Annotated in this window: 12 protein-coding genes; 2 read left to right on the top strand and 10 right to left on the bottom strand. The window is 68.2% G+C overall.

Annotated features, from left to right (window positions below; all coding sequences use genetic code 11):
• Positions 1–13: 13 nt before the first annotated feature.
• From P2PM1_RS04585 to P2PM1_RS04565, 5 genes are all read right to left on the bottom strand, one after another.
• Entirely contained in the window at positions 14–874 is an 861-nt protein-coding gene (locus P2PM1_RS04585; protein WP_186396731.1) for an ABC transporter permease, read from the bottom strand.
• 4 nt (positions 875–878) lie between these two features.
• Positions 879–1,751 (bottom strand): ABC transporter permease, encoded by an 873-nt coding sequence (locus P2PM1_RS04580; protein ID WP_186396730.1) that lies wholly within the window; start codon positions 1,749–1,751, stop codon positions 879–881.
• Positions 1,748–2,911: an ABC transporter ATP-binding protein gene (locus tag P2PM1_RS04575; RefSeq protein WP_186398284.1), complete on the bottom strand. Its 1,164-nt coding sequence runs from the start codon at positions 2,909–2,911 to the stop codon at positions 1,748–1,750. Before P2PM1_RS04575 ends, P2PM1_RS04580 begins: the two co-directional genes overlap by 4 nt.
• Before the next feature lie 187 nt (positions 2,912–3,098).
• The gene (locus P2PM1_RS04570) at positions 3,099–4,169 is read right to left on the bottom strand and encodes an extracellular solute-binding protein (protein ID WP_186398283.1); all 1,071 of its coding nucleotides are present in this window, start codon (positions 4,167–4,169) and stop codon (positions 3,099–3,101) included.
• A gap of 145 nt (positions 4,170–4,314) precedes the next feature.
• Complete coding sequence (locus tag P2PM1_RS04565; RefSeq protein ID WP_186398282.1) at positions 4,315–5,793, bottom strand: PLP-dependent aminotransferase family protein; 1,479 nt, start codon at positions 5,791–5,793, stop codon at positions 4,315–4,317.
• Positions 5,794–5,946: 153 nt separating this feature from the next.
• On the opposite strand from P2PM1_RS04565, the gene P2PM1_RS04560 reads away from it, so the two are divergent.
• Positions 5,947–7,053 carry a mandelate racemase/muconate lactonizing enzyme family protein gene (locus tag P2PM1_RS04560; RefSeq protein WP_186388167.1) on the top strand — a complete coding sequence of 369 codons (1,107 nt, stop codon included), beginning with the start codon at positions 5,947–5,949 and terminating at the stop codon, positions 7,051–7,053.
• 2 nt (positions 7,054–7,055) lie between these two features.
• Complete coding sequence (locus P2PM1_RS04555; protein ID WP_186398281.1) at positions 7,056–8,543, top strand: aldehyde dehydrogenase family protein; 1,488 nt, start codon at positions 7,056–7,058, stop codon at positions 8,541–8,543.
• A gap of 10 nt (positions 8,544–8,553) precedes the next feature.
• Here P2PM1_RS04555 and P2PM1_RS04550 read toward each other — a convergent pair whose 3' ends face one another.
• The 5 genes from P2PM1_RS04550 to P2PM1_RS04530 all read right to left on the bottom strand — a co-directional run bounded on the left by P2PM1_RS04550 (position 8,554) and on the right by P2PM1_RS04530 (position 13,082).
• Entirely contained in the window at positions 8,554–9,363 is an 810-nt protein-coding gene (locus P2PM1_RS04550) for a phosphodiesterase (protein ID WP_186398280.1), read from the bottom strand.
• 27 nt (positions 9,364–9,390) lie between these two features.
• Positions 9,391–10,419, bottom strand: coding sequence for an ABC transporter ATP-binding protein (locus tag P2PM1_RS04545; protein ID WP_186398279.1), 1,029 nt, complete (start codon positions 10,417–10,419; stop codon positions 9,391–9,393).
• On the bottom strand, positions 10,416–11,207 hold the full coding sequence (locus tag P2PM1_RS04540) for an ABC transporter permease (RefSeq protein WP_186398278.1): 792 nt from the start codon (positions 11,205–11,207) through the stop codon (positions 10,416–10,418). The genes P2PM1_RS04545 and P2PM1_RS04540 overlap by 4 nt, the downstream gene beginning before the upstream one ends.
• A gap of 4 nt (positions 11,208–11,211) precedes the next feature.
• Positions 11,212–12,015: an ABC transporter permease gene (locus tag P2PM1_RS04535; RefSeq protein ID WP_186398277.1), complete on the bottom strand. Its 804-nt coding sequence runs from the start codon at positions 12,013–12,015 to the stop codon at positions 11,212–11,214.
• 104 nt (positions 12,016–12,119) lie between these two features.
• Complete coding sequence (locus P2PM1_RS04530) at positions 12,120–13,082, bottom strand: ABC transporter substrate-binding protein (protein ID WP_186398276.1); 963 nt, start codon at positions 13,080–13,082, stop codon at positions 12,120–12,122.
• Between the last annotated feature and the right edge of the window lie 42 nt (positions 13,083–13,124).

Genomic DNA, 13,124 nt, shown 5'->3' with positions numbered 1-13,124 from the left:
GCAGGACCCGCCTTCAGGTGGTGGACTTGTCCCTTTGCACGGCGATGGAAACCAGCGCCAGCAGCCCGGACCCGAGCATCAGGACGAAGGAGACCGCGTTCAGCACCGGCGTCGAGCCGACCTTCACCATGCGGTCATACATGGTGACCGTCAGCGGCGCTTCGGAGCCGACGAGGAACAGGGTGGTGTTGAAATTCTCGAAGGAGACGAGGAAGGCGACGATGCCGGCGGCGATCATCGCCGGGCGCAGGAAGGGCAGCGTCACCGTCGCCAGCACCCGCGCCCGGCTGGCGCCGAGATTGAGCGCCGCCTCCTCCATGGCGATGTCGAACTTGCGCAGCCGCGCGATGATCACCAGCGAGGTGATCGTGGTGATGAAGGAGAACTGGCCGAGCACGACAAGGGCGATGCCCGGCCGCAGGATGGAGAGCTCGATGCCGGTCGACCGCTCGATGGAATTGGCGACCGTGCTCGCCAGAACCAGGATCGAGATGCCGAGGATGACGCCGGGAATGACCAGCGGCAGCACCATGACGATATAGAGCGCGTTCTTGCCCCGGAAGTTGCCGCGCACGAACAGGAAGGCGTTGCAGGTGCCGACGAAGACCGACAGCAGCGACACGAACGAGGCGATGACGAAGGAATAGTAGAGCCCGCGCAGCAGCCGGCGGTCGTGGAACATGCCGAGCTTCGGCTCGCTGTCGGAGAAGAACCAGTCCAGCGTGAAGCCCTGCCAGGGGAGCGCGGGAAACAGGGAATCGTTGAAGGCGAAGGTGCCGGCGGCGACCAGCGGCGCGGCGAGGAAGACGAAGAAGGCCGCAAGATACAGCCGGTAGCCGATCAGGAACAGGCCGGAGCGGGAGGTGTCGATCATCGTCTCAGCTCCGCGCCACGGTGCTGGCCAGGGTCTGGCCGGAGAGCTTCAACCCGATCCACACGACAAGCGAGGTGAAGGCGAGCAGCAGGAAGCCGAAGGCGGCGCCCGACTCCCAGTTGTAGCGGGTGATGAACTGGTCGTAGATCTGCTCGGTGAACCAGCTCGAATTCTTGCCGCCCAAGAGGATCGGCGTCAGGTAGCTGCCGGCCGTCAGCATGAAGGTGACGATGCAGCCCGAGACGATGCCCGGCATCGCGTAAGGGATGATGATCCGCCGCAGCACGGTGAAGCCGCTGCCGCCGAGATTGTAGCCGGCCTCGATCATCGCGTTGTCCATGCCGTCGAGGGTGGAGACCAGCGGCACGATCATGAACAGGATCACCGTATAGACGAGGCCCATCACCACGGTGGCGTCGGTGTAGAGGAACTCCACCGGCCCGCCGGCCAGCCCGCTCCATTGCAGCAGCGTCGAGACGACGCCGGTCTCGCGCAGCAGCAGGATCCAGCCGAAGGCGCGGATCAGGTCGCTGACCCACAGCGGAATGAGGATGATCAGGAACAGCGCGCCGCGGGTGCGGTGGCCGGCGATCTTGGCGATGTAATAGGCGACCGGAAAGCCGATCAGCAGCGCCAGCACGGTGACCAGCAGCGACATCGAGCCGGTGCGCATCAACGTGTTCCAGTAGATCGGCTCCTGGGCGAAGGCGATGTAGTTGCCAAGCCCGTATTCGTAGACGCGCGGCGCCACCTTCTCGCGCAGCGACATGACGATCATGCCCAGATGCGGCAGCGCGATCAGCAGCACGATCCACAGGGTGAAGGGCGCGAACAGCAGGATCAGCGACAGGCGCCGGATGTCGCGGCCGCTGCTCATGCCGAGGCCCCGGCCGCGACTTCCGCGGCAAAGCAGCGGGTCTGGGCGCGCGGCCAGGTGAGCCGCACCGCCTCGCCGGGGCGCAGGTCCCCGGCCCCGCCGGTCAAGGTCACGTCCGCCTCGATCAGGCAGTCCCGCGGCCCGCGCACCAGCACCCGGCTGTTGGCGCCGTTGAACAGCAGGCTGTCGACCGCGCCCTCAAGCACATTGTCGCCGCCCTCCGGCGCGGCCGATCCCGCCTGCGCCAGCCGCTCGGCATGGACGAATTCGGGCCGCACGAAAAGCTCCACCCGGCCATGGTCGGCGAGAGGCGCGCGGCCCGCCACCGTGCCGACCAGCACCAGCCCGTCGCCGGTCTCCACCTTGACCTCGTCGCCGGAGCGCGACAGCACGCGGGCGGACCAGCGGTTGCTGTCGCCGACGAAGCCGGCGACGAAGGCGGTGTCGGGGTTGTGGTAAAGCGCCTGCGGCGTGCCGATCTGGTCGAAGCGGCCATTGTTCATGATCGCCACATAGTCCGACATCACCAGCGCCTCGGACTGGTCGTGGGTGATGTAGATGAAGGTGGTGTTGAACTGGTGCTGCAGCAGCTTCAGCTCGATCTTCATCGCCTCGCGCAGCTTCAGATCGAGCGCGCCGAGCGGCTCGTCGAGCAGCAGCACGTCCGGGTCGAGCACCATGCAGCGGGCGATGGCGATGCGCTGCTTCTGGCCGCCGGAAAGCTGGTGGATCTCGCGGTTCGCCACGTCCGGCAGGGCGATGCGCTGGAGCACGTCCTTGACCTTGCGGTCGATCTCGGCCTTACCCACCCGCTGGCAGCGCAGGCCATAGGCGATGTTCTCATAGACATTCATCATCGGGAACAGCGCCAGGTGCTGGAACACCATCTTGACGTTGCGCCGGTTCGGCGGCGTCTTCAGCACCGACTTGCCCTTGATGCGGATGTCGCCGGCGGACGGTTCCTCGAAGCCGGCGATCATGCGCATCAACGTCGTCTTGCCGCAGCCCGACGGCCCGAGGATCGAGAAGAAGCAGCCCGAGGGGATCTCGAAGCTGACGTCGCGCACCGCGCGCACCGAGCCGTAGGACTTGGAGACGCCGAGACATTCCAAATCGTTGGTGGCAGGGTCGTTGACGGCGAGATCATGAATGGCTGTCATTGCGCGGGGCTCGCTCGCGGGGGCTCGGGCGGGCCACCCGCATGGGGGCGGCACCACGGATCATCGGCAGGGTGGATCGGCGGGACCGGCCCGGCAAGGCGTTTCGGCGCGGCCCGGCAGGATCCGGCGCGGCGGGCGCGCCGGATCGCGGTCGTCGGCCGGGTCCCTCAAGCCGGAGGGCGCCCCGTCAGTTGGACGTCGCCGCCTGGATCTTCTCCAGGGTCTTGCCTTCCATGTCCTCGACGCCGGGAGGAATGTTGGCGAAGAACTTGAGGTTGTCGATGTCGGCCGGCGTGAACGCCGCCTTCACCGCCGCCTGCTTGTCCGCCGGCAGCAGCTCCTGCGCCCCCTTGATCGAGGCGAGCGCGCCGGTGCTGGCCGACATCATCGTCACGATCTCCGGCTGCAGCACGAAGTTGATCCACTTGTAGGCGGCCTCGTCCGCCGCGCCCTTGCGCGGGATCGCGAACGTGTCGATCCAGGCGAGCGCGCCGGTCTCCGGCGGCACGAAGACGATGTTCTGGTTCTCGCTGTAGAGCTTGAAGGCGGTCGAGTCCCAGGTCTCCGAGGCGACGATCTCGCCCGACAGCATCATCGCCGAGAGGTCGTCGCCGCCCTTCCAATAGGCCTTGATGTTGTCCTTGCAGGTGATCAGCTTGTCGGCGACCTTGTCGAGCAGTTCCTGGTACTTGCCGAGATCCGCATAGGTCGCGAACGGGTCCTCGCCCATGGCGAAGGCGGTGCCGAGCAGGATCGTGCGGCGCAGCCGCATCGAGGTCCGGCCCTTGTATTGCGGGTCGCACAGGTCGGCCCAGCTCTTCAGGTCCGGCGCCTTGGTCTTGTCGACCATCAGGCCCGAAGTGCCCCACTGATGCGGCACCGCATAGACATTGCCGTCGATGGTGGTGTTGGCCTTGACGCCGTCGAGCAGCTTCGGCTCCATGTTCGACGTGTCGATCTTCGACAGATCAAGCGGCTTGTAGATGTCGTATTCCATCTGCACCGCATAGATGCGGTCATGGCTCGGCTGGGCGAGATCGAAGCCGGCGCCGCCGGTCGCCCGCAGCTTGGCGATCATCTCCTCATTGTTGGAGAAGGTCACCTCGACCTTGATGTCCGGATACTTCTCCTCGAACAGCCGGATCACCTCTTCCGGCGCGTAGGACCCCCAGGTCAGCAGGCGCAGCGTCTCGGCGCTGGCCGCCCCCGAGACGAGGGTGGCGACCAGCGCCCCCGCCAGTGTTGCTTTCAAACGCATGTCCAGGACCTCCCGTTGAAACCGCGTGGTGCGGAGGCCGCCTCTGTTTTTCGGCCACCGGCAAAAAGCTTAGAGAGGTATTGGCCTGTGTCATATATCCATTATCGAGTTTTGGAGAGGTCCAATTTACCGACCCGCCTCCGCCTCATCCGGCGCCCGGAAACCCCGACAGCGCCTCGACCGCGCGGCGGATCTCCAGCGGCGTGGCGCTGCCGAAGCCGAGCACCACCCCGCGCGCGGCGATCGGCGTCAGGCAATAGCGGCCGATCGGCGCCATGACGACGCCGCGCGCGCCCGCGAAGGCCACCGCCCGCTCCTCGCTGGCGCCCGGCGGCAGCAGGCCGATGGTGTGGAAGCCGCCGGAGGTCGGCTGCACGTCGAGCCGGCCGGCAAACGGCGCGAAGGCTGTGACCAGCGCCGTGTGCCGCTCCTCGTAGACCTGCCGCATCGCCCGGATATGCGTGGCGAACAGCCCCTCCTCCATGAAGTCGGCGATGATCGCCTGCGGCGCCGTCGGCACGCCGCTGAGCCAGGAGACGCTCATCTGCGAGAAGGTCTCGACCAGCCCCTTCGGCGACAGGATGAAGCCGACGCGCAGCGAGGGAAACAGCGACTTGGAGAAGGTGCCGACATAGATCACCCGCTCCTGGGTGTCGATGCTCTTGAGCGGCGGCTGCGGCGGATTGGAATAGGTGAACTCGCCGTCGTAATCGTCCTCGACGATCAGCGCGTCGCTGTCCTCCGCCGCCTGCAGCAGCTCCAGCCGGCGGGCAAGGCTCATCACATGGCCGAGCGGCTGCTGGTGCGAGGGGGTGACGAAGGCGAGGCGGAAATGCGGGGCGCGGTCGAGCCCGTCGGCGACCACCAGCCCCTGGTCGTCGACGGCGACCGGCACCAGATCCGCGCCGTTGGCAACGAGGGCGTTGCGCGCGCCGATGGCGCCGGGATTCTCGAACCACACCCGGTCGCCCGGATTGAGCAGCAGGCTGCTGATCAGCGAGAAGGCCTGCTGCGCGCCGCCGACCACGAAGATCTGCTCCGGATCGCATTTGATGCCGCGCAGCGCGTTGAGATGGGTGGCGATCGCCGCGCGCAGCCGCGGCAGGCCGAACGGGTCGCCATAGCCCATCACCTCCTGCCGCTCGGCGCGCCAGTGGCGGGCCGACAGCCGCGCCCAATGCGCCATCGGGAAGGCGTCAAGCGCCGGCAGCGCCGTGACGAAGGGCAGCATGCGATGCGGCAGGCGGCCGCGCGGGGCGAAATGCCGGGTGGCATGGCGGCTGGCATGGGACAGGCGCGGCTGCGCGACGATGCCGCGCTCGTCGCTCCCCGCCGGCCGGGCGACGCGCTGGCCCTGCAGCGCGGTCGCCACATAGGTGCCCGCCCCCACCCGCGCCTCCAGCAGGCCCTCGGCGATCAGCCGGTCGATGGCATTGCTCACCGTGGTGCGCGACAGGTCGAGTTCGGCGGCCAGCGTCCGGCTCGCCGGCAGCCGCTCCCCCGCCTTGACCCCGCCGGTGAGGATGATGTCGCGCAGCGCCATGTAGAGCTGGACGCTGATCCCGCGCCCGGCCGAGCGGTCGATGCGGATGGAGGAGAGCAGCGCTCCCGCCTGTGTCTTCATGCCCTGCCCCTCTTCCGCGACCCGATCCGCGAGCGCGTGCTCGCCAAATTGGACCGGCCAAATCCTCAAAATGGACCTTATCTCCAAGCCAATCGACAATAAAGTGCGAGGCGCAACAGACCGCCTGCCGGCCGCCGTTCCCCGAGGACTTCCATGAAGATTGCCAGGATCGAGAGTTTCACCGACCGTTTCGTCTGCTTCGTGCGGGTGACGACGGACAGCGGCGCCAGCGGCTGGGGTCAGGTCGCCCCCTACAATGCCGACATCACCGCGCAGGTGTTGCACCGGCAGGTCGCCCCGCATGCGCTGGGAGCGGATGCGCTCGACATTGCCGGCCTCGTCGACATCATCCCCGAGCGCGAGCACAAGTTTCCCGGCTCCTATGTCTCGCGCGCCATCGGCGGGCTCGACACCGCACTGTGGGACCTGCGCGGCAAGCTGGAGGGCAAGCCGGTCTGCGCGCTGATCGGCGGCACGCCGGGCCGCATCCGCACCTATGCCTCGTCGATGAAGCGCGACATCACCCCCGCCGACGAGGCCGAGCGGTTCCTGCGGCTGCGCGACCGTTTCGGCTTCGATGCCTTCAAGTTCCGCGTCGGCGCCGAATGCGGCCGCGACATCGACGAATGGCCGGGCCGCACCGAGGAGATCGTGCCGACGATCCGCAAGGCGCTCGGCGACGGGGCGACGCTGCTGGTCGATGCCAATTCCGGCTTCTCGCCGGCGCGCGCCATCGAGGTCGGCCACATGCTGCAGGACAACGGCGTCGTCCATTACGAGGAGCCCTGCCCCTATTGGAACTACGAGCAGACCCGCCAGGTGCGCGAGGCGCTGGATCTCGACGTGACGGGCGGCGAACAGGACTGCTCGCTGGTCGACTGGCGGCGGATGATCGAGGGCCATGTGGTCGACGTCATCCAGCCGGACATCTGCTATCTCGGTGGGCTGCTGCGCACGCTGAAAGTGGCCGAGATCGCCGCCGTGAACGGCATCCCCTGCACGCCGCATGCGGCGAACCTTTCGCTCGTCACGCTGTTCACCATGCATATGCTGCGGGCGATCCCCAATGCCGGCCCCTATCTGGAGTTCTCCATCGAGGGCGAGGACTATTATCCCTGGCAGGAGGGGCTGTTCGTCGCCTCGCCCTATACGATCACCGAGGGCCATGCGGAAGTGACCGACGCGCCCGGCTGGGGCGCGGACATCTCTCCCGAATGGCTGGCGAAAAGCAGCTATCAGGACAGCCGGCTGGAGACATGACGATGACCACAAGCGACCTTCTCGGCGAGGTGAAGCGCACCGGCACCCTACCCGGCCTGCCGGACGGGCTCTATCTCGACGGCAGCTTTCAGGCCGCGCGCGCAGGCCGGCGGATGGAGAGCTTCGATCCGGGCACCGGCGAGGCCTTCGCCGAGTTCGCAAGGGGCGATGCGGCGGATGTCGAGGCGGCGGTGGCAAGCGCCGCCCACGCCTTCAAGAGCGTGTGGCGCGACACCGCCCCGGCCGCGCGCGGCCGCATCCTGGCGCGCGCCGCGCAGATGATCCTCGCCGAGGGCGAACGGCTCGCCATCGCCGAATGCCTCGACAGCGGCAAGCGGCTCAGCGAGGCCGAGGGCGACGTGCGCGGGGCCGCACGCGCCTTCGAATATTACGCCGGCGCCTGCGACAAGCTGGAGGGGCGCAGCTTCCCGCTCGGGCCCGACTATCTCGGCTATTCGCTGGCCGAGCCGGTCGGCGTCGCCGCCCATATCATCCCCTGGAACTATCCGCTGTCGACGGCCGCGCGCGGGCTCGCCCCCGCCCTTGCCGCCGGTTGCACGGTGGTCGCCAAGCCGGCGGAGCAGACGCCCTTCACCGCGCTGATGCTGGCCGATATCCTGACCCGCGCCGGCCTGCCCGCCGGCGTGTGCAACGTCGTCACCGGCACCGGCGCGGAGGCCGGGGCGCCGCTGGTCGCCCACCCGCTGGTCGATCACATCACCTTCACCGGCTCGGTCGCGACCGGCAGACGCGTGATGAAATCGGCCGCCGATCACGTCACCCGGGTGGTGCTGGAACTCGGCGGCAAATCGCCGGTGATCGTGCTGGACGACTGCGACCGGGAGCAGGCGCTGGACGGGGTGATGGGCGCGATCTTCGAGAATGCCGGACAGATCTGTTCGGCCGGCTCGCGCCTCGTGATCCAGCGCGGCATCGCCGACGGCTTCCTGGAGGAGCTCGTCGCGCGGGCGCGGCGGCTGACGCTGGGCCACGGCTTGCGCAACCCGGACATGGGGCCGGTCAACTCGGCCGAGCACCTTGCCAAGATCGCCGGTTTCCTCGACCGGGCACGGGCGCGCGGAGCCGAGATCCTGACCGGCGGCCGCACCGCCACCGATCCGCAGACCGGCAAGGGCTGGTTCTTCGAGCCGACCATCGTCGCGGACCGCCCCGCCGCCGACGAACTGGTGCAGGAGGAGATCTTCGGCCCGGTGCTCACGGTTCAGCTTGCCGACGACGCCGACCACGCGCTGGAGCTCGCCAACGGCACGCCCTTCGGCCTCGTCGCCGGCCTCTACACCCGCGACCACGGCACGGCGCATCGTCTGGCCCGCCGGCTCGACGCGGGCCAGGTCTATATCAACGAGTATTTCGCCGGAGGCATCGAGGTGCCGTTCGGCGGCACCAAGCTCTCCGGCTTCGGCCGCGAGAAGGGGCTGGAAGGCCTCCTCGGCTATTGCCGGACCAAGAGCGTCGCCGCGAGGCTGTGAACCTTGCAGCTCAGACGCCGAGGAACGGGTAGGGTCCGTCGAAGCGGCCGACCGGGATCCAGTGGCTGAGCAGCACGCCGCCGCGCAGCTCGTGCAGCATCATCGCGCCCGGCTCCACCGTCAGGCTGTTGCCGGCATCGGCGCGCTGGTCCAGCGTCACCGCATGCGAGGTGCCGGGGCAGACCTGGCAGATGCGCCCGTCGACAAGACCGGCGATGGACCGGTGCAGGTGGCCGCAGACGATGCGGACCTCGCCGCGATAGCCGGCGATCACGTCCCGCAACTCGCGCGCATTGTGCAGGTTGTTGGCGTCCATCGCGGCAATCCCCGAGGCGATGGGCGGATGATGCAGGCCGAGCAGTACCGGCTTGTCGCCGAGGACGGCGAGACGCGCCGACAGGCGGGCGAGGCTCTCCGCCGCCAGCTCGCCATGCGGCCGGCCCTCGACCAGCGTGTCGAGGCAGATCACCGCGAGATCGTCGAACTCGGCCTCCCAGTCGATGGGCCCGCTTTCCGGCATCCAGCCGCTGGCGGTAAGGCTCTCGCGCATCGGCTCGCGGGCATCGTGATTGCCCGGCACCGCGCGCCAGGGCAGGTGCAGCGGCGCCATGATCTCCAGGAAGCGGCGGTACTCCTCACCCGTGCCGTGCTCGGTCACGTCGCCGGTGACGATGACCATGTCGACCGGGCCGATGGCCGGCAGCCAGCGGTTGATGGTCGCGACCGTCTCGGCGAGCGCTGCGGCGGTGTCGACCTTCTCATAGGCGAGCTGGCCTTCCGGAACGATATGGATGTCTGAAATCTGGATGATCTTGGTCATGCGAAAAACAAGGCCCTGAGCTGGGAGTTACGAGCGGTCCTGGGGCAGGACGAGAAGGTCGCCGGCATCGATGCGCAGGCGCACGCTGTCGCCCGGACGCGGCGCCTGCCGGCCCGGATGGGTGGCGAACAGCGTCTCGCCCGTGACGCCGGCAAGGCCGATGCGGTAGTGACCGCCGGAAAAGGCGACGGTCTCGACCGTGCCCGACAGCGGGCCGGCCTCGTCGAGATGCACGTCCTCGGCGCGCACGAAGACCTCGGCGTCGGAGGTGCCGGCCGCAAGCGGCAGGCGGCCGCCGGGCAGGATCAGGTGGCCGTCGGCGATGGTGCCGGCAAGCGGCATCGCACTGCCGATGAAGCGGGCGACGAAGGACGAGACCGGCTGGCGGTAAAGCTCCTCCGGCCGGCCGACCTGCTGCATCACCCCCTGCGACATGACGGCGATGCGGTCGGCAATCGCCAGCGCCTCGGCCTGGTCGTGGGTGACGAAGACGGCGGTGATGCGGAACTGGCGCAGCATGGCGGCGAGTTCGTCGCGCAGGCTGTCGCGCAGCGCCGCATCCAGCGCCGACAGCGGCTCGTCGAGCAGCAGGATGCGCGGGCGCGGCGCCATGGCACGGGCGAGCGCGACGCGCTGCCGCTGGCCGCCGGACAGCGCGGTGACCGCCCGCTCGGCATAGTCGCCGAGCCGGCACAGGGCCAGCACCTCGTCGACACGCTGCTCGCGCTCGGCCCTCGGCACCTTCCGCACCTTGAGCCCGTAGCCGATATTGGCCCGGACCGACATGTTGGGGAACAGGGCGTAGGACTGGAACACCATGCCGACATTGCGGCGCTCGACGGCAAGACGGGTCACGTCCTCGTCGTCGAAGCGCACTTGCGTGCCGGCGTCCGGCGTCTCCAGCCCGGCGATGATGCGCAGCAGCGTGGTCTTGCCGCAGCCCGAGGGGCCGAGCAGCGACAGGATCTCGCCTTCGCCGACGGTGAGATCGGTCGGCAGCAGGGCGCGGGTGCCGTCGGGATAGGTCTTGCTGGCGTTGCGGATGGTCAGCGTCATCGGGAAATCCTCTGTGCCCTGTCGGTGGCCCACTGCATCGCCATCAGCAGCGGCACGATCATCACGAAGAAGACCAGCGTGTAGGCCGAGGCGATCTCCAGGCGCATCGAGGCGTAGCTGTCGGCAAGGCCCACGGGCAGCGTCTTCAGATAGGGGGTGTGCAGCATCCAGGTCAGGTTGAACTCGCCGATCGACAGCGTGACCACGGTCAGCGCGCCGGCGAGAATACCCGGCATGGCATTGGGCACGACGATGGTGCGAAAGCGCGTCACCGCCGAGGCGCCGAGCGTCGCCGCGCTCTCCTCCAGCGATTTCAGGTCCATCGCCATCAGCACCGCCAGCACCGAGCGCACCATGAAGGGCAGCGTGTAGAGCACATGGCCGACCAGGATGAAGGTCCAGGAGGTGCGGAAGCCGGTCATCGAGCCGTAGAGCTGCAAAAGCGCCAGCGCCAGGGCAAGGCCCGGCACCGCCAGCGGCAGCGAGATGAACTCCTCCAGCACGCGCGACAGGCGGCCGGGGTTCTTGGCCAGCGCATAGGCCGCCGGCACGCCGATCACCAGCGTCACGCCAAGGCAGGCGACGGCGAGCCCCATCGACAGCAGGATGCTGTCGGCATAGAGCCGCCAGACCTCGCCGACCCAGCGCAGGGTGAAGCCCGAGGACAGGCCGCGGAAATAGTTGACGGTGAGACCGGCAAGGATCGACTGGATCGCCGGAACGATGAGGAAGGCCGCCGTCAGCAGTGTGACGGCAAGCTGCAGCAGGCGGGGAAGGGTCAGGCGCATCGCATCAGCCCCCCGCCGCGACGGTGGTACCGGCGAAACTGCGCGCAAGCAGCAAGAGCACCCAGGTGGCAAGGCCGAGCAGCACCGACAGGGCCGAGGCCATGGCGATGTTCGCCGACAGGGTGAACTCGGTGTAGATCACCATCGGCAGCACGTCGATATCGGTCGCCAGCGTGAAGGCGGTGCCGAAGGCGCCCATGGCGGTGGCGAAGGCGATCGCCCCGGCGGCGACCAGCGAGGGCGCAAGGCCCGGCAGGATCACGTCGAAGACGACCCGGTAGGGCGAGGCGCCGAGCGTGCGCGCGGCCTCCTCGAGCGCCGGATCGAGCTTCTCCGTCGCCGCCATCACCGTCAGCAGCACGCGCGGGATCGAGAAGTAGAGATAGCCGAGGAACAGGCCGAGCAGCGAATAGGCGAAGACCACATGGCCCGGCAGCAGCGTGTTGAACAGGCCCTGGCGGCCGCCCAGCAGGATGATCAGGAAGCCGACCACCACACCGGGAAAGGCGAGCGGCAGCGTCAGCACCGACAGCAGCGCGCCGCGGCCGGGGAAGCGGTTGCGGGCGAGGAACAGCCCCGCCGTCGTCGAGATGGCGAGCGCCACGACGCTCACCGCCAGCGAGACGAGCACCGTCTGCAGCAGGGTCTGGAGATAGCGCGGCGTCTGCAGGATCTGCAGATAGATGCCCCAGCCCTCGGTCCCCTCGCTCGAGGCCATCACCAGCCGCACCAGGGGCAGGGCGAGAAAGGCGAGCGAGAAGACGGCAAGCGGCAGCAGGCACAGGCCGATGAAGGTCCGGTTGGCCATGGCGATCCTTCGTCATGTTCGTCGGGGGTGGTCCCGCGGGGCTTGGGCATTGTGGCGAAGGCGGGCGCGCGGCGAGGCGCGCCCGCCCCCGGAGGACGGCGGCGTTACTTGACTTCGTTCAGGTAACGCTCGCCGAACGTGGCCTGCGCCTTTTCCATCTCGGCATAGTCGACCGCGACGGCCCGCTCGTAATCGGAGGCGGGCAGGAACTTCGCCGCGACCTCGGCCGGCAGCTCGACCGGACGGGCCGGCTGCAGATAGGCGTTGGTCCAGATCGCCTGGCCTTCGTCGGAGAGGACGAAGTCGAGCACCTTCTTGCCCGTCTCCTCATGCGGCGCGCCGGCGACGAGGCCCATCACGTAAGGCACGCGGACCGAGCCCTCGCAGGGCAGGACGAACTCGAAATTGCCGTCCTCCTCGTATTTGCCGCGATAGGCGTTGAAGTCGTAGTCGAACAGGATCGGGATCTCGCCGGAGACGACGCGGGCGAAGGAGGTCTGCTTGGGGACCATCGGCGCGTTCTGCGCCAGCTCCTTGAAGAACTCGATCGCCGGATCGAAATTCGTCAGGTCGCCGCCGAAGGCAAGGTTCACGGCCACCGCGCCGGCATAGCCGACAAAGGCCGAGGACGGGTCGAGATAGCCGACCATGCCGCGATATTCCGGCTTCTTCAGGTCGGCGAAGCACTGCGGCACCGGCGCGCCGGCCAGTGCGTCGACATTGACGAAAAGGCCGAGCGTGCCGTAGTGGACGGCGAACCAGTGCCCTTCCGGATCCTTCAGCCCGTCGGGGATCTCGTCGAAGCCGGCCGGCTTGTACGGCGTGACGACGCCCTCGGTGCCGGCCTTGATGCCGGTGGTGACGCCGAAATAGGCGACGTCGGCGACCGGGCTTGCCCGCTCCGCCAGCAACTGGCTGAGGGCCTGGCCCGAGTTCTTGTTGTCATGCGGCATCTTGACGCCGAGCTTCTCGTCGATCGCCTTCAGCATCGAGGCCCAGTCGGCCCATTGCGGCGGACAATTGTAGCAGACGGCGTCCTCGGCCTTTGCCGGCAAAATGGCGGCCATTGTCATTGCGGTTGCAACAAGCATATGTTTCACGGTGGTGAC

This window comes from Stappia sp. P2PMeth1, from assembly GCF_900185735.1.
GTDB lineage: Bacteria > Pseudomonadota > Alphaproteobacteria > Rhizobiales > Stappiaceae > Stappia.
Note: the sequence above shows the minus strand (reverse complement) of the source record. Positions and strands in the feature narration are given on the sequence as shown.